The organism is Xanthomonas hortorum (assembly GCF_011305375.1).
Taxonomy (GTDB): Bacteria; Pseudomonadota; Gammaproteobacteria; order Xanthomonadales; family Xanthomonadaceae; genus Xanthomonas; species Xanthomonas hortorum_E.
This window is the reverse complement of the sequence record NZ_VCME01000024.1, coordinates 113,866-134,987: the sequence shown is the minus strand read 5'-3', so window position 1 is coordinate 134,987 and position 21,122 is coordinate 113,866. Positions and strand designations below refer to the sequence as shown.

20 protein-coding genes are annotated in these 21,122 nt (G+C 62.7%); 13 read left to right on the top strand and 7 right to left on the bottom strand.

The window, feature by feature from the left end; all coding sequences use genetic code 11:
- Positions 1 to 16: 16 nt before the first annotated feature.
- A complete protein-coding gene (lpdA, locus tag FFY45_RS19255) occupies positions 17 to 1,849 on the top strand; it encodes a dihydrolipoyl dehydrogenase (protein WP_176341651.1) in 1,833 nt (610 codons plus the stop codon).
- A gap of 284 nt (positions 1,850 to 2,133) precedes the next feature.
- Here lpdA and FFY45_RS19250 read toward each other — a convergent pair whose 3' ends face one another.
- Positions 2,134 to 2,946 carry a hypothetical protein gene (locus FFY45_RS19250; protein WP_176341650.1) on the bottom strand — a complete coding sequence of 271 codons (813 nt, stop codon included), beginning with the start codon at positions 2,944 to 2,946 and terminating at the stop codon, positions 2,134 to 2,136.
- 529 nt (positions 2,947 to 3,475) lie between these two features.
- Here FFY45_RS19250 and FFY45_RS19245 point away from each other — a divergent pair.
- The 10 genes from FFY45_RS19245 (at position 3,476) to FFY45_RS19200 (ending at position 11,649) form a co-directional block, all read left to right on the top strand.
- A complete protein-coding gene (locus FFY45_RS19245; protein WP_176341649.1) occupies positions 3,476 to 3,841 on the top strand; it encodes a hypothetical protein in 366 nt (121 codons plus the stop codon).
- A gap of 25 nt (positions 3,842 to 3,866) precedes the next feature.
- Positions 3,867 to 4,667 carry a F0F1 ATP synthase subunit A gene (gene atpB / locus FFY45_RS19240; RefSeq protein WP_006450422.1) on the top strand — a complete coding sequence of 267 codons (801 nt, stop codon included), beginning with the start codon at positions 3,867 to 3,869 and terminating at the stop codon, positions 4,665 to 4,667.
- A 72-nt stretch (positions 4,668 to 4,739) separates the two neighbouring features.
- Positions 4,740 to 5,042: a F0F1 ATP synthase subunit C gene (atpE, locus tag FFY45_RS19235; RefSeq protein ID WP_002814105.1), complete on the top strand. Its 303-nt coding sequence runs from the start codon at positions 4,740 to 4,742 to the stop codon at positions 5,040 to 5,042.
- Positions 5,043 to 5,155: 113 nt separating this feature from the next.
- Positions 5,156 to 5,626 (top strand): F0F1 ATP synthase subunit B, encoded by a 471-nt coding sequence (locus FFY45_RS19230; protein ID WP_006450423.1) that lies wholly within the window; start codon positions 5,156 to 5,158, stop codon positions 5,624 to 5,626.
- A 3-nt stretch (positions 5,627 to 5,629) separates the two neighbouring features.
- Positions 5,630 to 6,157, top strand: a complete 528-nt coding sequence (locus FFY45_RS19225; protein WP_176341648.1) for a F0F1 ATP synthase subunit delta — start codon at positions 5,630 to 5,632, stop codon at positions 6,155 to 6,157.
- 47 nt (positions 6,158 to 6,204) lie between these two features.
- The gene (gene atpA, locus FFY45_RS19220) at positions 6,205 to 7,752 is read left to right on the top strand and encodes a F0F1 ATP synthase subunit alpha (protein WP_055824757.1); all 1,548 of its coding nucleotides are present in this window, start codon (positions 6,205 to 6,207) and stop codon (positions 7,750 to 7,752) included.
- 113 nt (positions 7,753 to 7,865) lie between these two features.
- Complete coding sequence (gene atpG, locus FFY45_RS19215) at positions 7,866 to 8,729, top strand: F0F1 ATP synthase subunit gamma (RefSeq protein WP_006450426.1); 864 nt, start codon at positions 7,866 to 7,868, stop codon at positions 8,727 to 8,729.
- A 144-nt stretch (positions 8,730 to 8,873) separates the two neighbouring features.
- Entirely contained in the window at positions 8,874 to 10,280 is a 1,407-nt protein-coding gene (atpD, locus tag FFY45_RS19210; protein ID WP_023902450.1) for a F0F1 ATP synthase subunit beta, read from the top strand.
- A 143-nt stretch (positions 10,281 to 10,423) separates the two neighbouring features.
- Positions 10,424 to 10,846: a F0F1 ATP synthase subunit epsilon gene (locus FFY45_RS19205; protein WP_006450428.1), complete on the top strand. Its 423-nt coding sequence runs from the start codon at positions 10,424 to 10,426 to the stop codon at positions 10,844 to 10,846.
- A gap of 233 nt (positions 10,847 to 11,079) precedes the next feature.
- On the top strand, positions 11,080 to 11,649 hold the full coding sequence (locus tag FFY45_RS19200; RefSeq protein ID WP_176341647.1) for a chorismate mutase: 570 nt from the start codon (positions 11,080 to 11,082) through the stop codon (positions 11,647 to 11,649).
- Between the two features lie 188 nt (positions 11,650 to 11,837).
- On the opposite strand, the gene FFY45_RS19195 is transcribed toward FFY45_RS19200, so the two are convergent.
- On the bottom strand, positions 11,838 to 12,221 hold the full coding sequence (locus FFY45_RS19195; protein WP_168957199.1) for a GtrA family protein: 384 nt from the start codon (positions 12,219 to 12,221) through the stop codon (positions 11,838 to 11,840).
- A 144-nt stretch (positions 12,222 to 12,365) separates the two neighbouring features.
- Here FFY45_RS19195 and glmU point away from each other — a divergent pair, with 144 nt between their 5' ends.
- Positions 12,366 to 13,730 (top strand): bifunctional UDP-N-acetylglucosamine diphosphorylase/glucosamine-1-phosphate N-acetyltransferase GlmU, encoded by a 1,365-nt coding sequence (gene glmU, locus FFY45_RS19190; protein WP_176341646.1) that lies wholly within the window; start codon positions 12,366 to 12,368, stop codon positions 13,728 to 13,730.
- A gap of 109 nt (positions 13,731 to 13,839) precedes the next feature.
- A complete protein-coding gene (locus tag FFY45_RS19185; protein ID WP_176341645.1) occupies positions 13,840 to 14,805 on the top strand; it encodes a right-handed parallel beta-helix repeat-containing protein in 966 nt (321 codons plus the stop codon).
- A gap of 39 nt (positions 14,806 to 14,844) precedes the next feature.
- On the opposite strand, the gene FFY45_RS19180 is transcribed toward FFY45_RS19185, so the two are convergent.
- The 5 genes from FFY45_RS19180 to FFY45_RS19160 form a co-directional block, all read right to left on the bottom strand.
- The gene (locus FFY45_RS19180; RefSeq protein ID WP_176341644.1) at positions 14,845 to 16,197 is read right to left on the bottom strand and encodes a sensor histidine kinase; all 1,353 of its coding nucleotides are present in this window, start codon (positions 16,195 to 16,197) and stop codon (positions 14,845 to 14,847) included.
- An 8-nt stretch (positions 16,198 to 16,205) separates the two neighbouring features.
- Complete coding sequence (locus tag FFY45_RS19175; RefSeq protein WP_176341643.1) at positions 16,206 to 17,549, bottom strand: sigma-54-dependent transcriptional regulator; 1,344 nt, start codon at positions 17,547 to 17,549, stop codon at positions 16,206 to 16,208.
- 251 nt (positions 17,550 to 17,800) lie between these two features.
- Entirely contained in the window at positions 17,801 to 19,009 is a 1,209-nt protein-coding gene (locus FFY45_RS19170; protein ID WP_176341642.1) for an ABC transporter permease, read from the bottom strand.
- Positions 19,010 to 19,072: 63 nt separating this feature from the next.
- The gene (locus tag FFY45_RS19165) at positions 19,073 to 20,365 is read right to left on the bottom strand and encodes an ABC transporter permease (protein ID WP_176341641.1); all 1,293 of its coding nucleotides are present in this window, start codon (positions 20,363 to 20,365) and stop codon (positions 19,073 to 19,075) included.
- 11 nt (positions 20,366 to 20,376) lie between these two features.
- Positions 20,377 to 21,096: an ABC transporter ATP-binding protein gene (locus tag FFY45_RS19160; protein WP_176341640.1), complete on the bottom strand. Its 720-nt coding sequence runs from the start codon at positions 21,094 to 21,096 to the stop codon at positions 20,377 to 20,379.
- Positions 21,097 to 21,122: the final 26 nt, after the last annotated feature.

Sequence of the window (21,122 nt, the reverse complement as noted above, 5' to 3'; positions counted from 1 at the left end):
GCCACAGGAGAAGCAAATGGCGGTCATTGAAATCAAGGTTCCAGACATCGGCGATTACAGCGATGTCCCCGTCATCGAAGTGCTGGTCGCCGTCGGCGACAGCGTGGTCAAGGATCAAGGCCTGGTAACGCTGGAGTCGGACAAGGCCACGCTGGAAGTGCCGTCCTCGGCTGCGGGCGTGGTCAAGGAGCTCAAGATCAAGCTCGGCGACAACCTGTCCGAAGGGGCGGTCGTGCTGTTGCTGGAAACCGAAGGCGAGGCCGCCGCACCGGCTGCGCCCGCCAAGGCCGACACCAAGCCTGCGCCGGCTGCAGCAGCACCGGCCGCCGCGCCGGGCAGCAAGCCGCCGGTGACGCCGTCGCATCGTGCCCCGGCCGAACCGGCGCCGTCCAAGCCGGCGCTGGCCAGCGGCAAGCCGGCCGATATCGAATGCAAGATGGTAGTGCTCGGCGCCGGCCCCGGCGGCTACACCGCCGCGTTCCGCGCTGCCGACCTGGGCCTGGATACGGTGCTGATCGAGCGTTACGCCAGCCTCGGCGGGGTCTGCCTCAACGTCGGCTGCATCCCGTCCAAGGCACTGCTGCATGCCGCCGCGGTGATCGATGAAGTGGCGCATGCCGGCGATTTCGGCGTGGACTTCGGCCAGCCCAAGATCACCCTGGACAAGCTGCGCGAATACAAGGAAAAGGTGGTCGGCAAGCTCACCGGCGGCCTGGCCAGCATGGCCAAGCAGCGCATGGTGCGCACCGTCACCGGTGTGGCCAGCTTCGTCTCGCCCAACGAGCTGGAGATCGTCGGCGACGACGGCAAGACCCAGTTGCTGCGCTTCGAGCACTGCATCATCGCGGCCGGCTCGCAGGCGGTGAAGTTGCCGAACTTCCCGTGGCACGACAAGCGCGTGATGGACTCCACCGACGCGCTGGAGCTGCACGACATCCCCAAGACCCTGCTGGTGGTCGGCGGCGGCATCATCGGCCTGGAAATGGCCACGGTGTACAGCGCGCTGGGCAGCAAGGTCACCGTGGTCGAGTTCATGGACCAGCTGATGCCGGGCGCCGACAAGGACCTAGTCAAGCCGCTGGCCGACCGCCTGAAGAAGCAGGGCGTGGACGTCCATCTCAAGACCAAGGCTACCGACGTCAAGGCCGACGCCAGTGGCATCACGGTGTCGTTTGAAGCCGCGACCGAAGGCGAAAAGCCGGGCCTGCAGGCGACCGCCTACGATCGCGTGCTGGTCGCTGTGGGCCGCACGCCCAACGGCAAGAAGATCGGCGCCGACAAGGCCGGCGTCACCGTCACCGAGCGCGGTTTCATCCCGGCCGATCGGCAGATGCGCACCAATGTGCCGCATATCTTCGCCATCGGCGACATCGTCGGTAACCCGATGCTGGCGCACAAGGCCACCCACGAAGGCAAGCTGGCCGCTGAAGTGGCTGCCGGCGAGAAGAAGGAATGGGTGGCGCGGGTGATTCCGTCGGTTGCCTACACCAACCCGGAAATCGCCTGGGTCGGCGTCACCGAGACCGAAGCCAAGGCCAAGGGTTTGAAGGTCGGCGTGGCCAAGTTCCCGTGGGCCGCCAGTGGCCGTGCGATCGGCATTGGCCGCACCGAGGGCTTCACCAAACTGATCTTCGATGAAGAAACCCACCGCGTGATCGGTGGTGCCATCGTCGGCGTGCATGCCGGTGACCTGCTGGCCGAAATTGGTCTGGCCATCGAAATGGGCGCGGAGGCCGAAGACATCGGCCACACCATCCACGCGCATCCGACCCTGAGCGAATCGGTCGGCATGGCCGCCGAAGTCTACGACGGCACCATCACCGACCTGTACATCCCGAAGAAGAAGTAAGCCGCGCACATTGCGTGCAGTGCCAACGACGCCCCGCCTTGCGCGGGGCGTCGTCGTTTGGGCGTCGTGGTGTTGATCGCACAGCAAGCCCGTTGGATTCCCAGGCCATCGAGGATCCAGATCAGGTGGACGTGCGGCGCGACAGCGTGGGTGAGACGCCGTTGGCCGACTATGTGTACGTCGCCGCGCACCTCTGCCCAACGCCATGGCGGCTCATTCGGTACATGGAAAAATGCAAAAGGCCCGCAAAAAGCGGGCCTTTTGGATTCAACGGTGGGTGTAACTCAGAACGCGAACGTCACGCCTGCAACCGGGCCCTTGAACTCCTGCTTCAAACCGATCAGGCCATCGCTGCCGCGCTGGTCGACGTCGAGCTTGAACCAGTCGTAGCCGGCGAACAGGCCGAAGTTCTTGGTGAAGCGATATTCGGCAATCGCGTTGGCGCGGCTCAGGTCGCCTTCGTAATCGTCGAAGTTGCCCCAGCTGGTGTTGAGGTACTGACCCTGCACGTTGAACAGCCAATGCTCGCTCGGACGTGCGGTGAAGCGGATGCCGACCACCGGCGCAACGCCGTCGGCCTTCTCGTCGAGCACGTCGCCGGAGAACACGCTGCCCAGATCGGCATAGGCGTTGGCTTCGACCTTGGCGTATTCGGCACCGAGCTGCAGGCCCAGGCTGAATTCCGGCGAATCGATGACCGAGTAGTCGTACACCAGGGTGGCGACCTGGTACTTCAGCTCACCCTTGATGAAGCTGCCCGTCGGCACGGTGATGCCGCCGCCGCTCAGATCCTGGGTCAGGGTCTCGCGGCGATCCTTGTCGTACTTGAAGTAATCGAAGATCAGGCGCTGACGGGTGCTGATGCGGAACACGCCATCGACACGCGGCTCCCATTCCTTGCCGCCGAGCTTGAAATCTTCATTGACCGACACGTTGTTGCCTGCCACCAGCGTGTTGCCACGGATGGTGTTGTCGTTGTCGACGTTCATCGCACCGAGACGGATCTGGAAGCGATCATCGGTGTCTTCGGCATGGGCAGGCGCGGCGTAAGCGGCAGCCAGTACGCACGGGATGACCAGTGCGAGAAGGTGTTTCATGGGGAGCTCCATAGTTCTAAGAGAGGCAGGCAACCGACCTGTGGCGCGCACTATCGATAAAATGGTGTCGTTCACAAGTGAACGAGCTGTCGATTCGATGTGAAGGCCTAAATAGCAATCGGACAAAACGGTCCGGTGCCGCGGGCAGTTCGACTTTAGTCGTGCGCCGCGCAATCGAGGCGACAATAACGAAACGATGAGGCTGGTATCGCGCCAGGAACGCGGCGATTGGACCGCCGATGGGAAGGTCGCAGGGTGCGACAAAATGCGTAAAAAGCAGGAGCCCCGGTCTCCCAGGGCTCCTAGACGCAGCCTGCGGCAGTACCTTTCGACGAGGATGTGCAGGCCTCGTAGGTTATGACCGCCTATTTGTGGCAAAGTTCCCACCCGTTGCCGCAGCACCTGTATGGTGCGCCGCAGCAGCCAGTGACTTCTGCCGGTTGTCTCGCAATTTGTCCCATTGCTATACTTTCGCGGCTCGACGAGGCGCATCTGCGCTTCCCACTCATTCACACGTAAGGTAACCGTAGTGCTGAACTCCGTTGACGCGGGTCGGCGGTTGATGCTGCGCGCTGCGGTATATCCGCTTGCCGTTGTAGCTATAACCAGTCTGGGGTTGCTGTTGGTCGGTCCCCGTTACGCTGCCGGTCTGGCGTTGACCGGATTTGCGACGGTACTGGGCGGCTGGGTCGCAGCACGGACCGCGCTAGGGGGCGGGATCCAGGCGGCAGGTATTGCCATGGTCCGGTTGATCCTGGCGATGGTGTTGAAGTGGGTATTGGTTTTCGTGGCGCTGGCGCTCGGCTTCGGCCTGTGGCGGCTGCCTCCTCTGGCTTTGTTGGCGGGTATCGCCATCGGGCTGATTTTTCAGGTTCTGGCTCTGGCCAGGCGTTGATTCGAACTTAAAGGGCTCCGGACACATGGCGGGCGAGGCAGCAACACCTACCTCCTATATCCAGCATCACTTGCAGAACCTGATCTATCCGGTTCGCGAGGGTGGCGGTACGTTTTGGACCATCCACGTCGACACCCTGGTCATGGCCGTGTTGATGGGCCTGGTGATGGTCGTCGGTTTCTGGACCGCGACCCGCAATGCCACCGCCGGCGTGCCCGGCAAGTGGCAGGCGTTCGTGGAAATCTGCCTGGAGTTCGTCGACCGGCAGGCCAAGGACACTTACCACGGCACCAGCAAGCTGGTGACCCCGATCGCGATCACGATCTTCTTCTGGATCCTGTTGATGAATCTCATCAAGATGATCCCGGCCGACTTCATTGCCATCCCGCTGGGTTGGGCCGGCATCCACGCCTGGAAGCCGGTGCCGACCGCCGACGTCAATGCCACCTTGGGGATGTCGATCAGCGTGTTCTTCCTGATGATCTTCTTCTCGCTGCGCTCCAAGGGCGTGGGCGGCATGACCAAGGAATTCCTGACGGCGCCGTTCGGCAAGTGGATGATGCCGTTCAACCTGCTTTTGAACATCGTCGAGTGGCTGAGCAAGCCGATTTCGTTGGCGATGCGACTGTTCGGCAACATGTTCGGCGGCGAGATCGTCTTCCTGCTGATCTGGGTGCTGGGCGGTGCGGGCATCGCCGGCATGGTCGCTGGCGGCGTATTCGGCCTCGGCTGGATGCTGTTCCACCTGTTGGTGATTCCGCTGCAGGCCTTCATCTTCATGATGCTGTCGATCGTGTATCTGAGCCTTGCGGAAGACAGTCACTGAGTTTGCTACACCCTTCATCTGCTTCATCCCGATTCATCCATCACCCTTAGAAACTTTCGTTCGGAGATCACCATGTACCTCGCCGTCCTGACCAACCTCGCTCAAGTCCAGAGCTCCACCGTCCTCGCCGTCGGCATCATGATCGGCCTGGCCGCGCTGGGTGCCGGCCTCGGTCTGGCCATCATGGCTGGCAAGTTCCTGGAATCGGCCGCGCGCCAGCCGGAACTGATCCCGGTGCTGCAGGTCCGCATGTTCATCACCGCCGGCCTGATCGACGCCGCGTTCATCATCAGCGTCGCTGTCGGCCTGCTGTTCGCCTTCGCCAACCCGCTGGCCCAGGTGTTCATCGAGCGTCTGTCGCAGGCTGCCGGCTGATCCAGCGGTAGCAGGATGTGGAGGCAACCGCGTGCGGTTGTCCCCGCGGATGAAGGTCGGAAAGCGTCGCCATGCGGCGGCGCTTTCACCCCTAAAGAGCGATTGAGCGACCCATGGACATCACCCTTACCATCTTTGCCCAGGCGCTGGCCTTCGCCGGTCTGATCTGGATCGTCGCGACCAAAATCTGGCCGCCGCTGCTGCAGGCGATCGAAGAGCGTCAGCAAAAGATCGCTGAAGGTCTGGCTGCGGCCGATCGTAGTCAGAAGGATCTGGCGCAGGCGCAGGAAAAGGTCAACGAAGCACTGAAAGACGCACGCACCAAGGCCAACGAGATCATCGATCAGGCCCATGCGCGCGCCAACCAGATCATCGAAGCGGCCAAGCACGAGGCAATTGCCGAAGCCAACCGTCAGAAGGACCTGGCGCAGACCGAAATCGACGCATCTGCCACCCGTGCCCGCGAAGAACTGCGCAAGCAGATCTCGGTGCTGGCGGTCAGCGGCGCAGAGAAGCTGCTCAAGCGCGAAATCGATGCCAACGCCCACAAGGCGCTGCTCGACGAGCTGGCGGCGGAGATTTAATCGATGAGCCAGGCCCTCACACTTGCCCGTCCCTACGGCCGTGCCGCGTTTGCGATCGCGCGTGAGGGCGGTACCTTCGCACTCTGGTCCGATGCGCTGGCGTTCTCGGCGCAGGTGGCCGGCGACCCGCGCGTGGCTGCATTGCTGCTCAACCCGGCCCTGAGCCAGGAACAGGCAGTGACGTTGCTGGCGCCGCCAACGGCGAGCGAAGACTATCTGCGTTTTCTTGGCCTGCTGGCCGATGCGCAGCGTTTGTCGGTGCTGCCGGAAATCGCAGGCTTGTACGAACAGCTGCGCGCCGAGGCCGAACATGTCGTCAAGGCGACAGTGACCTCGGCAACCGAAATGACCGCGACCGAGCTGGACACGATCGCTGCTGCGCTGAAGAAGCGTTTTGGCCGCGAGGTGGACATCACCACCGCGGTGGATGCTTCGTTGATCGGCGGCGCGGTGATCGACACCGGCGACGTGGTCATCGACGGCTCGCTGAAGGGCAAGCTCGCGCGTCTGCAAAGCTCGCTCGCCCACTGAATTCACATAAACGCATGGCCCTCGCGGCCGGCACCTAGGACTGAACGATGGCAACCACGCTCAACCCCTCCGAAATCAGCGACCTGATCAAGACCCGCATCGAGACGGTCAAGCTGTCTGCGGAGTCGCGCAACGAAGGCTCCGTGACCAGCGTGTCCGACGGCATCGTGCGCATCTTCGGCCTGGCCGACGTGATGCAGGGCGAAATGATCGAACTGCCCAACAACACTTTCGCGCTTGCGCTGAACCTGGAGCGCGATTCGGTCGGCGCCGTGGTGCTGGGCGATTACGAGAACCTGCGCGAAGGCGACGTGGCCAAGACCACCGGCCGCATCCTGGAAGTGCCGGTCGGCCCGGAGTTGCTCGGTCGCGTGGTCAACGCGCTGGGCGAGCCGATCGACGGCAAGGGTCCGCTGGGCGCCACCCAGACCGCACCGGTGGAGCGTGTTGCGCCGGGCGTGATCTGGCGCAAGTCGGTCGACCAGCCGGTGCAGACCGGTTACAAGTCGGTCGATGCGATGATCCCGATCGGTCGCGGCCAGCGCGAGCTGGTCATCGGCGACCGTCAGACCGGCAAGACCGCGCTGGCGATCGATGCGGTGATCAACCAGAAGGGCACCGGCATCAAGTGCGTCTACGTGGCGATCGGCCAAAAGGCCTCGACCGTTGCCAACATCGTGCGCAAGCTCGAAGAGAACGGCGCGCTGGCACACACCGTGGTGGTGGCGGCGACCGCGTCCGAATCGGCCGCGATGCAGTACATCAGCCCGTATGCCGGCTGCACCATGGGCGAGTACTTCATGGACCGCGGCGAAGACGCGCTGATCGTGTACGACGATCTGTCCAAGCAGGCCGTGGCCTACCGCCAGATCTCGCTGCTGCTCAAGCGCCCGCCGGGTCGCGAAGCCTATCCGGGCGACGTGTTCTATCTGCATAGCCGTCTGCTCGAGCGCGCTGCGCGCGTGTCCGAGGAATATGTGGAAAAGTTCACCAACGGTGCGGTGACCGGCAAGACCGGTTCGCTGACGGCACTGCCGATCATCGAAACGCAGGCTGGCGACGTCTCTGCATTCGTGCCGACCAACGTGATCTCGATCACCGACGGCCAGATCTTCCTGGAAACCGACCTGTTCAACGCCGGTATCCGTCCGGCCGTGAACGCCGGTATCTCGGTGTCGCGCGTCGGTGGTGCGGCCCAGACCAAGATCATCAAGAAGCTGTCCGGCGGCATCCGTATCTCGCTGGCGCAGTACCGTGAGCTGGCTGCGTTCGCGCAGTTCGCCTCGGATCTGGACGAAGCCACCCGCAAGCAGCTCGAGCGCGGTCAGCGCGTCACCGAGCTGATGAAGCAGAAGCAATACGCGCCGATGTCCATCGCCAACCAGGCGCTGTCGATCTATGCCGTCAACGAGGGCTACCTCGATGAAGTGCCGGTCAACAAGCTGCTGGCGTTCGAAGAAGGCCTGCACGCCCACTTCGCCAACACCCAGGGTGAGCTGATCTCCAAGATCAACACCACCGGCGGTTGGGACAACGACATCGAAGCTGGCTTCAAGAAGGGCATCGAAGAGTTCAAGACCACGGGCAGCTGGTAAATCCAGCTGCGGGAATCGGGAATAGAGAATAGGGAATCGTCAAAGCGGGTTGGCTGTGCCAATTCCCGACTCACGATTCCCCATTCCCCACTAAGCGAGCGAAGCGAGCGAGTATGGCAGGCGGACGCGAAATCAAAACCAAGATCAAGAGCGTGCAGAACACCCGCAAGGTGACGCGCGCGCTCGAAATGGTCTCGGCCTCCAAGATCCGCAAGGCGCAGGACCGCATGAAGACCTCGCGTCCCTACGCGCAGGCCATGAAGCAGGTGATTGGGCATCTGGCGCAGGCCAGTACCGACTATCAGCATCCGTTCCTGATGGAGCGTGCGCAGGTTAAGCGGGTCGGCTACATCGTGATCTCTTCCGACCGCGGCCTGGCCGGCGGTCTGAACAACAACCTGTTCCGCAAGATGCTGGGCGAAGTGCGCCCGTGGCAGGAGCAGGGCGCCGAGATCGACGTGGTGACCATCGGTCAGAAGGCCTCGGCGTTCTTCCGCCGCATAAAGGTCAACATGGTCGGCAGCGTCACCCATCTGGGCGACAGCCCGCACATCGAGCAGTTGATCGGTGTGATCAAGGTGATGCTGGATGCCTTCACCGAAGGCAAGGTCGATCGCGTTTATCTGGTCTACAACCGCTTCGTGAACACGATGACGCAGAAGGCCAGCTTCGATCAGCTGCTGCCGCTGCCGGCCGCCGAGCACAAGGTGGCCCATCACGATTGGGATTACCTGTACGAGCCCGATGCCGCCAGCGTGCTGGAGCACGTGATGACGCGTTACATCGAGTCGCTGGTGTACCAGGCCGTGCTGGAAAACGTGGCCTCCGAACATGCCGCGCGCATGGTGGCGATGAAGGCCGCCAGCGACAACGCCAACAAGATGATCGGCACCTTGCAACTGGTCTACAACAAGGCGCGTCAGGCGGCGATCACCCAGGAAATTTCGGAAATCGTCAGCGGCGCGGCCGCGGTATAGGCACGGCCGGGATTGGGGATTCGGGATTGGTAGGAGCGCAGCGGATGGCGCCCTTGCGAATCCCCAATCACGAATCCCACATCACAAAATTCCACGAGATGGCATCTGCCACTCGGACAGAACAAAGCTAACCGGAGCAGCAAAATGAGTCAGGGCAAGATCGTTCAGATCATCGGCGCGGTCGTCGACGTCGAATTCCAGCGCCATGAAGTGCCGAAGGTCTATCACGCGTTGAAGGTCGAAGGCACCGAAATCACCCTGGAAGTGCAGCAGCAGCTCGGCGATGGCGTGGTGCGCACGATTGCGCTCGGCTCCACCGACGGCCTGAAGCGCAACCTGCTGGCCACCAATACCGAGCGTGCGATTTCGGTGCCGGTCGGCGCTGGCACGCTGGGCCGCATCATGGACGTGCTGGGTCGCCCGATCGACGAAGCCGGTGAAGTGCAGGCCTCGGACCATTGGGAAATCCACCGCGCTGCGCCGTCGTACGAAGACCAGTCCTCCAGCACCGAGTTGCTGGAAACCGGCATCAAGGTCATCGACCTGATGTGCCCGTTCGCCAAGGGCGGCAAGGTCGGCCTGTTCGGCGGCGCCGGCGTCGGCAAGACCGTCAACATGATGGAACTGATCAACAACATCGCCAAGGCGCACAGCGGTTTGTCCGTGTTTGCCGGCGTGGGCGAGCGTACCCGTGAGGGCAACGACTTCTACCACGAGATGAAAGACTCCAACGTGCTGGACAAGGTCGCGATGGTGTACGGCCAGATGAACGAGCCGCCGGGCAACCGTCTGCGCGTGGCGCTGACCGGCCTGACCATGGCCGAGTACTTCCGCGACGAGAAGGACGAGAACGGCAAGGGTAAGGACGTACTGCTGTTCGTGGACAACATCTACCGCTACACGCTGGCCGGTACCGAAGTGTCCGCACTGCTCGGCCGTATGCCGTCGGCAGTGGGCTACCAGCCGACCCTGGCCGAGGAAATGGGCGTGCTGCAGGAACGCATCACCTCGACCAAGAGCGGTTCGATCACCTCGATCCAGGCCGTGTACGTGCCTGCGGACGACCTGACCGACCCGTCGCCGGCGACCACCTTCGCCCACCTGGATTCCACCGTCACGCTGAGCCGTAACATTGCTTCGCTGGGCATCTACCCGGCCGTGGATCCGCTGGATTCCACCAGCCGCCAGATGGACCCGCTGGTGATCGGCCACGAGCATTACGACACCGCCCAGCGCGTGCAGCAGACCTTGCAGAAGTACAAGGAGCTCAAGGACATCATCGCGATCCTGGGCATGGACGAGCTGAGCGAAGAAGACAAGCAGTCGGTGTCGCGCGCGCGCAAGATCGAGCGCTTCTTCAGCCAGCCGTTCCATGTTGCCGAAGTGTTCACCGGCTCGCCGGGCAAGTACGTCTCGCTGAAGGACACCATCCGCGGCTTCAAGGCGATCTGCGACGGCGAGTACGACCACCTGCCGGAGCAGGCGTTCTACATGGTCGGCAGCATCGAAGAAGCCGTCGAGAAAGCCAACAAGATGAGCGCCAAGGCGTAATAGCCGGGATTTGGCATTCGGGATTCGGGATTTGGTACGGCGGTGAGCGGGGTGCGGAGACGAGGTGAGTGGCCACAGTGAAAGCTGCGGTTGCCAATCCCGAATCTCCAATCCCCAATCCCCGCCTCACAACGTGAGGCACCATGAGCACTATCCGTTGCGACATCGTCAGCGCCGAGAAGGAAATCTTCCACGGTGAGGCGACGCTGGTCGTGGCCACCGGCGAGTTGGGCGAGCTGGGCATTGCGCCCAAGCACGCGCCGCTGATCACGCGGCTGAAGCCGGGCAAGGTGGTGGTCACCACCGCCAGCGGCGAGCAGTTGGACTTCGCCATTTCCGGCGGCATCCTGGAAGTGCAGCCGCAGGTGGTGACCGTGTTGGTCGACACCGCGGTGCGTGCCCAGGACATCGATGAAGCCGCGGTACGCAAGGTCAAGGAAGAGGCCGAACGTCTGCTGGCCAACCGTGGCGACGCGGTGGATGTGGCGGAAGCACAGCGTCGGTTGGCCGAGGCGACCGTGCAGTTGCAGGCGCTGGAGCGCTTGCGTCGTACGCTGAAGCACTAAACGCACGATGACGTGCGCCCCCGCGGCGCGTGCAAGCGTGGTAACAGATGTATAGCCGCACGCAGGTGTGGCACTGGAAACGCCGACCATCGTGTCGGCGTTTTCGTTTTTGGAGATGCGCCTGCGTGGCGCGGTCCACCTGCACCGGGGGAGCAGGCACACTGCGTGCCTTGCGCGATGCCGCCTTCTGCGGGCGGCGCGGCCTCTCACCCATACACGTTGAGGAACACCCAATGACCCGCACGATCGATGGCTTTCGCAGTTACGCGCTGACCGGCCTGCTGGCCGTCGCACTGCTGGGCTGCGCACTGCCGGCGCGTAGCCAGCCGCCGCTGGATCCGTTGCTGGATCGCATCGTGCAGCGCAATGCGATCGGCGATGCGGTGGCGCTGAGCAAGTGGGACAGCGGCAAGCCGGTGCTGGATCAGACCCGCGAGGCGGCGGTGCTGCAGAGCGTGCGCGATCAGGCCGCTGCGCACGGGCTGGATGCCGAGGATGCGGCGCGGTTCTTTGCAGCGCAGATCGAGGCCAACAAGGCAGTGCAGTACGCACTGTTGAATCACTGGCGCGAACGCGGACGCGCGCCGGACACCGCACGTCCGGATCTGGCGACGTTGCGTGTGCGTCTGGATCAGCTGCAAGGACAATTGCTCGATGCATTGGCCGACGTTGCACCCTTGCGCGCAGCGCCCGAGTGCCCGGCCAGCACCGCGCGTGCAGCAGCGCATTACGCGGCGCAATGGCAACTGGATGCGCTGCATCGCGCCGCACTGGTACGCAGCCTGGGCGATTTCTGCCGCTGAACCCCGTACCGCCACCAGCAGCTAAGTGCGGATCGTCCCCTTAGGAGGGGGACGCTCTACCGAGCACGCGATCAGCGACGCGCTAAACTTGTATTGGCTGATCTGCACCTGGCGGCGACATGGATCGCGTTTTCTTCAATCGAAAGCAGCAGCGTCTTCGGTCACTGCGTTAGCGTCAGTGCGCTCGCTCAGCGATACACCACATGCCGGCCTAGAAAAAACGACACGATCGCCAACCCGCCTTCCACCAGCGGTTTGGCCAGCCAGGCCTGACGCAGGCCGACCAGGTCCACCGTCGCCGACAGCAGCCAGGTGCTGATCAGTGTGAGCACCAGCCACATCACCGCAAAGCGGCGGAAGCGCTGCCAGCCCAGACGTGCACCACCTTCCTGGGCGAAGGTGTAGCGGCCGTTGAGCCAGAAGCCAAGCACCGCACCGCTGATGCGCCCGAGCAGATTGGCAGGCACTGTCGGCATGCCCGCCGCCGTGGCGGCAATGAAGATGCCGCAATCCACAGCCAATTGCAGGGCGCCAATCAGGGTGAACTGGCTGCCTTGGCGGAACAGACTCATGCGGGCCGGGTGATCGTGAGAGGGCGCTCATGCTAACGGCAGCGGCGCTTAAAAATCGTAATCACCAAAAGACGGCGATGCGGTAACGACGCGCTGCCGAGACAGCGACTAGAATTTGTCCATCTCACGTTTTGGAACGCTTCGATGACTTTGCCCCTGCACGTCGTGATCCTGGCCGCGGGAGAGGGCAAGCGCATGCGCTCGTCCCTGCCCAAGGTGCTGCAGCCGCTTGCCGGCCAGCCGATGCTGGCGCACGTGATCGCCACTGCGCGGCAGTTGCAGCCAGCCGCGATCCATGTGGTGCACGGGCACGGTGGTGAGCAGGTGCAGGCGGCGTTCGCTGCGCAAAGCGATCTGCATTGGGCCGAGCAACGTCAGCAACTGGGCACCGGGCATGCGGTGCAGCAGGCGATGCATGCGATTCCGGACGCAGCCACGGTGCTGGTGTTGTACGGCGATGTGCCGCTGATCCAGTCCAACGACTTGATGCAACTGCTGCACGCACCCGGGCGCATGGCGGTGCTGGTGGCCGATGTGCCCAATCCCAGCGGTTACGGCCGCATCCTGCGCGATGCCGAAGGCAAGGTCGCCGCGATCGTCGAGCAGAAGGATGCCAACGACGAGCAGCGCCGCATCCGCACCATCAACACCGGCATCCTCACCGCCGAGTCCACGGCGCTGCGTCGTTGGCTGAGCGGTTTGTCGAACCAGAATGCGCAGGGCGAGTTCTACCTCACCGATGTGTTTGCCAGCGCGGCGGCCGATTTCACCCCGGCCGACATGGTGCATGTGAGTGATCCGCAGGATGTGGAAGGTGCCAACGACCTGTGGCAACTGGCGCTACTGGAGCGCGCCTGGCAGACACGTGCGGCACGTGCGCTGTGCCTGCGCGGTGTGCGCATGGCCGACCCGGTGCGCGTGGAGCAACGCGGTACGGTGACAGTGGGTAATGACGTGCAACTGGATATCGATGTGATTCTGGAAGGCGAGGTGACGCTGGGCGATGGCGTGGTCATCGGCCCGTTCGTACGGCTGCGCGATGTCACGCTCGGCGCCGGTACGCAGGTGCGTGCGCACTGCGATCTGGAAGGGGTGGTGACCGAGGGCGCAGCGATGATCGGCCCGTTCGCGCGGCTACGTCCCGGCACCGTATTGGCCGATGGCGTGCATATCGGCAATTTCGTCGAGACCAAAAAGGTCACGATGGGCGTGGGCAGCAAGGCCAACCATCTGACCTATCTGGGCGATGCGGTAATCGGCAGCAAGGTCAACATCGGCGCCGGCACCATCACCTGCAACTACGACGGCGTGAACAAGTCGCAGACCACCATCGGCGATGGTGCGTTTGTCGGCTCCAACAGCGCGTTGGTGGCACCGATCGTCATCGGTGCCATGGCCAACATTGGCGCGGGCTCGGTGATCACTCGTGATGCGCCTGCCGGCCAGCTCAGCGTGGCGCGTGCGCGTCAGACCGTGATCGAAGGCTGGGAGCGTCCGACCAAGAAATAGCGGTGGCTGCATGCGGCTTGGTCGTCGTACTGCACCGCATGCTGCACCTGTGCTGTGCAGTGACGACACTGACAGACCACGCACATCGCCAACGATTACGAGGTGCCCAATGCAAACGCGACGCTACGCACTGCTGTTGATGGTGTTCTTGGCAGCGCTGCTACCAGGGGCGGTACCCGCACAGACCTTTCGGCTGTATCTGGCACCGGATGGCAACGACACCGCAGCAGGCACCAGCGCCTCGACGGCGTTGCGTAGTTTGAGTGCCGCCCAACAACGCTTGCTCGAACGGCGCCCCACCGGTGCGGTAGATGTGGTGATTGCCGCGGGCACCTATTTGCGGCAGTCGGTGCAATGGACATTCACTAACGGCGCGTCCATTCGCTTCATCGCAGCATCCGATGCCGCCACGCCACCGTGGTTCGATGGACGCGGTGGCGCGACCTGGTTCACGCTGAAGGGCGGCGGCAATGCCGCCACGCGGCTGACCTTTGCCGGTTTGAAAGTCAGCAATTACTGGATGGCGATGGATCTGGGCAGCAGCAAACGCAGCCAGGACGGCAACAGCGGCAACGTGATCCGCAATATGAGCTTCGAGCGGATCGGTGGCATCCATGGCAGCAGCAGCGAGGCTGCGTATTCGTTCGCAGCGATCCGCTTGCAGAATTCGCGCGACAACCGCATCGAACGCAATCGCTTCGTGTCCATCGAAAACGACACCAAGACCTCGGGCTTCATCCATGCGCTGTATCTGGCGCGTCACTCCTCCGGCAACCGCATCGAAGGCAATACCTTTACCGACGTCAACGGCGATGCGGTACGCACCCGCGATGCCTCGGACAACACGTATGTCGGTGCTAACCGCTTCGTCCGTGCCGGCAAGTACGCGGCGTTTTCGGACTGGATCAAGCCTGAAGGCGAGTGTCCCTCGCAAGGCGGGCGGTTCTTCGACAACACGGTGGGGGCTGGCTATTACGGCGCGATCGACGCCACGCGAACGACAGGTGCAGACGATGCCTGTGGTGCGTTGAAAAAACCGCGAATCGAGGAGCGTGGCACGCTTCGTGGCGAGTGAAGCCGTTATCAAACGGTTGCTCGCTACAGCTTGCAGCGACTAACCGGCCACCGCAGACGGCAGCAGCAAGGTGACGCATAACCCGCCGTGTTCGCGATTGTGCAGCGAGATGCGTCCGCCGTGGGCTTCGGCGATCTCGCGGGTGAGCGCAAGTCCGAGCCCGGTGCCGTTGCGCTTGGTCGAGTAGAACGGCATCAGCGCGTTATGCAGCACGGCCTCGTTCATGCCGTTGCCGCGGTCCAGCACTTCGATGCGTAGCCACTGCGGCACCCGGGTGACGCGTACGGCGACGTCGCTGTTAGGTGGCTGCGCCTCGCTGCAGGCCTCGTGCGCGTTTTTGAGCAGGTTGAGCAATGCCTGCTCGATCTGTGCCGCATCGATGCGGTTGGAGACATCCGCCAGCGTGCCTTGCAACTGGAACGGAATCTGTTGTCGCAAGCGCTCCAGAAACGGCGCCCATTCGATGGTCTGCAGCTGCGGCTGCGGCAACTTGGCAAAGCGTGCATAGCCGCGGATGAAGCCTTCCAGATGGCGTGCGCGCTCTTCGATGGTTTCGAACACGATGCCGAGCCGATCGGTGCGTTCGCGACGCAGCAACTCGGCGCCGGAATGCGCCAGCGAAGCGATCGGTGCAAGTGAGTTGTTCAATTCATGGCTGATCACACGGATCACCTTCTTCCAGGTCTGCACCTCCTGGCGGCGCAATTCGGTGGTCAAGGTGCGGATCAACAACAGCTCGTGGCCGCGTCCGTTGAGATGAAAACTGCGGCGGGAGAGGTGATAGATCTGCTCGTCGTCTTCGTCATCGCCGTCTTCGCGTACTGCGAACAGACAATCGCCGCCGCGTGCCAACGCATCACGCAATTCGTTCGGCATGCGGCCGAGCACATCGTCCAGATGCTGGCCTTCGAGTTTGCGACCGTCATGCAGCAGCTTGCGCGCAGCGTTGTTGGAGAAACCAATACGGCGCACACCATCGCCCCCGGCCACCACCAGCAACATCGCCACCGGGGTGTTCTGCAACATGGTGTCGAGCATCAATTCGCGCTGCACCAGATTGCGCCGTTGCGCGCGCAGTACCTCGCCCAGTTCTGCATGCGCCTGCACCAGCTGCGCCAGCTCGTCAGTGCCGCGCCAATACACGCCGAAGTTGTATTCGCCATCGCGGTAGCTGCTGGTGGTGCCGGCCAATGCGCGGAACAGCGAGCGCATCGGCGCTGTGGCGCGGCTGAGGCTGAACCACATTGCCGACAACAGGACCACTGCCGATAACACCGCCACTTCCCAGCCACGGTCCAGCCAGTACGCCGTGAACCAGGGCAGCGCGGCCGCCAGCGCCAGCACCGGCAACAGCCGCAAAAACAGGGAAAATGTGAAAGAACGCTGCCACATACGGGGAATCATTCCGAGGTGATGCCGTAGCGGTCCATGCGCCGATACAGGGCCTGTCGGCTCAGGCCCAGCTCGGCGGCGGCCTGAGCGATGACGCCTTGCGCACGTGCAAGGGCCTGTTCGATGCGGGCACGATCCGGCTCGCCTGCCGCCGGTGCCACCGGGCGCGGCGCGGCTGCACGTGGCAAGTTCAGATCGCTGGCTTCGATACGCACGCCTTGCGCGAGCAGGGACGCACGTTGCAGCACGTTGCGCAACTCGCGTACGTTGCCGGGCCATGCGTGCCGCTGCAGCGCATCGCGCGCCTGCGTGGACAGTGGTTTATCGCCGGCCAGAAAGTGCTCGGCCAACGGCCCGATATCGCCGGGGCGTTCGGCCAGTGCGGGCAGCGCGATTTCCACCGTGTTGAGGCGGTAATACAGATCCTCGCGGAAGCTGCCCTCGCGGATCATCGCTTGCAGATCGGCATTGGTGGCGCTGATCACGCGCACCTTGGCATGCCGTTCGCGGTTGGAGCCCAGACGCTCGTAGCGGCCGGTTTCCAGCACGCGCAGCAGCTTCATCTGCCCGGCCAATGGCAGGTTGCCGATTTCGTCGAGAAACAGCGTGCCGCCATCGGCGGCTTCGAACTTGCCTTCGCGCGCCTTGTTCGCACCGGTGTAGGCACCAGCCTCGGCACCGAACAATTCTGCTTCGATCAATTCACCGGGCAGTGCGCCACAGTTGAGCGCGATGAACGGGCCGTTCTTTGCCGGCGAGTTGGCCTGGATGATCTCGGCGATCTTCTCCTTGCCGCTGCCGTTGGGGCCGGTGATCAGCACCGGCAGGTCCGAGCGTGCGACCTGGCAGGCCAGCGCGATCGCGCGTTCGCTGGCCGGGTCGGCAAACACCGCGCCGCGCAGATCGTAACGTTGGGTCAGTTGCTCGCGACCGCGGCGTTCGCTCTCGCGCCGGCGTTCCAGTTCGCGGCGTGCTTCGGAGAGTTCCAGCAGGTTGTTGACCGTGGTCAGCAGCTTGGTGTCGTCCCAGGGCTTGGCGATATAGTCGGCCGCACCGGCTTTGACCAGGCCCACCGCGCTGCCCAGATGGGTCCAGGCGGTGAGCAGGATCACCGGCAGATCCGGGTGGCGCTGACGGATCTGGGTGAACAAGGCTTCGCCTTCCTCGCCGGAGGTGGTGTCGGCGGTGAAGTTCATGTCCTGGATCACCAGATCGAACCCTTGCTCGTCCAGCAGCGCCAATCCGGCCTGCGGCGAATGCGCGTGCCGTGCCTCGATGTCGTGCAACGAAAACAGCACCTCCAGCGCAGTGGCCACGGCGGTGTTGTCGTCGATGATCAAAATCTGCGGCATCGCGTTGCTCGATGATGTGGGGGCTGGCAGGAAGGGCTATCAGAACAGGATTCGGCAGGCGGCGGAACTGTGTTGTGCAATGCAGCTGAAGTGTGTGAATGCATGCGCTTGGTTGGATTGCACACCACTACGTTTGGTTTGCACAGGCGGTTGCGGTTTTGGAGGTGGTGACCAATCGAGCGATCTGTCTAAGCGGCTTACCGCCGCTGCACATCGTCGGAGGCATCGCCCCGACGATGTGCAGCGGTACATCACGCGCTACGCGTGGCCACCGCCGGCGGTACCAGCGCAGCGCGGCGGGCCGGCCAGAACACTGCGATCTGGCCGAGTGCCCACAAGGTGACTGCGCCGATCGGGAGATAGATCAACGGCAAGCGTGGCAACTCGTAACGCGCCATCAACCAGAGGTTGATCGAATACGCCATCAGCATGCCGAGCACGATGCCGATCGAGGCGAGCAGGAAGTTCTCGATCTGAAAGTAACGCAGGATCTGGCCTCGTGTCGCACCCAGTGCGCGGCGGATCCCGATCTGCTTGGTGCGCTGCTGCACCCAGAAGCTGGCAAGGCCGACGATGCCCAATGCGGTGACGATCAGCAGCGCGATGCTCATGGTGACCAGTAGCCAGGCCATGGAGCGATCCTGGCGATAATAGTCGTTGCGCATTTCCTCTACTGTTGTGGGGCTCTTGATGATGCGGTTGGAGCTGTTCTTCTCCAGCACTGCGACGGCCTGGCGCAGAACTTCCTGTCGTCGCGCCGGATCGGTGCGTAGCAAATACATCCCGCCATCTTTGTAGCTCACCTTGATCGGAGACAGCATGGAGTCGTCGTATGAGGAATCGCCGCCGTAATCGAGAACGCGCGCCAGGTGTTCGACGATTCCAACGACCTTGCTGGGTGTCGGTCCAATGTAAATGGATTTGCCCAGTGCCGATTGCCCGGGAAACATCTTGTCTGCTGCGCTTTTGGTGAGGATGACGCTTGGGCTATCAGCCGTCGTTTCATTGTTCCAGCTGAATTCGCTCTCCGTGAAACGACGTCCCTGCACAAGTTTCAGCCCCATCGCGTCCAGCGTCTGGGCGTCGCCGTTGTAGCTGTTGACGTCAATCGTGGAGATATCTTGATCGGCGGTGAGTTTCAGGCCGGTGATCCAGATGCTCTGACCAAACGGTATCTGGCTGACTGCGGAGGCGAACTTGACGCCGGGGATACTGCGCAAGGCGGCCAGGTCGGTCTCGGTGAGTGCATTGGCGTTATCGTCTTCTCCGATGCCGCTGATGCTGATGGTCACGAGCTCGTTTTCGGCAAGGCCGCTGGGGCGCTGCGTGCGATCCAGGCGATTGCCGATCAGGAACAGCGCATTGGAAATGATGGCGCAACTCAGCGCCACCTCGAGGATGATCAGTGCCGCAGCGGTCTTGTGCCGGCGCAGGGTGGACAGAATTGGGCGGATTTCCATTGAAGATTCCTTGATGGTTGCTGGCCAACGGCGACGCGCGCGCGGCGCCGTCAGGGCGGCATCTCACTGCGCTTTGAGTTGGATGGCAGGTGGCACGGAACAGGCGCGCCATGCCGGGAGTAGCCCGGCAACGACACTGGCCAACAGGGCAAGCGCGAACGTGACCAGCAGCATCAGCGGATCAAGATGCGCGAGCTCTGCATAATCAGAGGGTTGTTGTCGCACGCCCCACAGTCCTAGCGTGGCGAGGCCGAGCCCCAAGATGCCGCCTGCCAGGCCGATCGTTCCCGCCTCCACCAGGGATTGCGCAAAAATGCTGCGTTTGGTGGCGCCAAGCGCGCGGCGTACGCCGATTTCGCCACTGCGACGCATGAACTTTGCAAGCAACAGGCCTACGGTATTGACCAGACACACCAGCAGAAATCCGAATGCCAGCCAGGTCTGCAGGCGAACGTCGCTGGGCACCACTTTCTTGTAGTCCATCCATTGCATGACGCTGCGCAGCTGGACATTGGTCGGCCGCTCGAAGCGCCCGGCGCGCCGTTGCTGGTCGGAGTAATTCTCCAGGTATTGACGGTAGGCCGCCGCCTTTTGCGGGCTATCCAGCTGAACCCAGTACTGAATCCATGAGCATTTTTGGTCAGTGCTGTTTGCATCCTTACTGTCGCCCCAGCAGGAGCGCGAGCCGCTGGACTGGAATTTCAGTTCCATTGCGGCACTGAACGGAACGAACAACTGTTCCGACTTGGCGTAACTGCTGTTGCTGAGGTCGTAGAACTTGGGGGTTAGCCGCCATTCGCGCAGAACGCCGACGATGCGGAACGACTGACGATTTATACGCAACGTACGCCCAACGCTATTCTCTCCGTTGAAGAGTTTTTTGTTGAGTTCGTCGGTGATCACCGCGACACGCGCTCTGCTACCGTCCTCGTTTGCCGTCCACGCGCCACCGTAGAGAAATGGCGGATTGAACATCGGGAAGAAATCGGCGGAGGTATAGCGCGCCTCCAGTTTCATCGGGCGCACCGACGAATTATCTGGCTCCAACGGGACGCTTCCGCCGCTCATCATCGCTTGAAGGTCTCCGCGCTTCTCACGCAGTAAGTTTTCGGCATCGAAGCGTGTCAATTGCTCCAGGGCTTCCGTGCTTTGATGGCCCGGCGAGCGCGCATCGATTTGCGGGATGAAGAGTCGTTCGCTTTTTTGAGGTATCGGATCGCCAGACAGGATGTAGAACACCGTCAGCGTGGTCATGCTGGCGCCGATGCCCAGCGCGATTGCCAGCACCATCAGCGCGGTAAGGATCTTGTTGCGGCGGAAGCTGCGGACCGCGAGAGTGAAGTAATAACCGAACATGCAGGTGCCCCTTACTCGGCCAGGGTGGGTGCGCTATCGCGCGAGCGCATCAGGGCGGGATTGCGTTCCAGATCGGTGGCCTGGCCGTCGACGATATGCACGTTGCGCTGCGCGCGTGCGGCCAGTTCTGGATCATGGGTGACCATCACGATGGTGGTGCCCTGGCTGTTGATCTCTTCCAGCAGTTCCATCACCCCGCGTGCCATCTGCGAGTCGAGGTTGCCGGTGGGTTCGTCGGCCAGCAGCAAACGCGGGCTGCCGGCCAATGCGCGCGCGATCGCGGCGCGCTGCTGCTGTCCGCCGGACAGTTCGGTGGGGTAGTGCTTCAGGCGCGAGCCCAGGCCGACCTTGGTCAAGGCTTCTTCGATGCGCTGCTTGCGCTCGACTGCGGCCATGCCGCGATAGCGCAGCGGTACATCGACGTTGTCGAACAGGTTGAGATCGGGAATCAGGTTGAAGCCCTGGAAGATGAAGCCGATCTTATGGTTGCGCAGGCGCGAACGCGCATCGTCGGACAGATGGCTGACGTCTTCGCCATCGAGCAGATACTGCCCGCTGGTGAAGGTTTCCAGTAGCCCGGCCAGGTTGAGGAAGGTGGTCTTGCCCGAGCCGGAGGGGCCGGTGACCGCGACGAATTCGCCTTCGCGCACATGCAGGTCCAGCGAGCGCAGCGCGTGCGTTTCCACCTGTTCGGTGCGGAAGACCTTGGAGACCGATTGCATCTTGAGCATTGCCGAGTCCTTTGCGTAGGAGATGT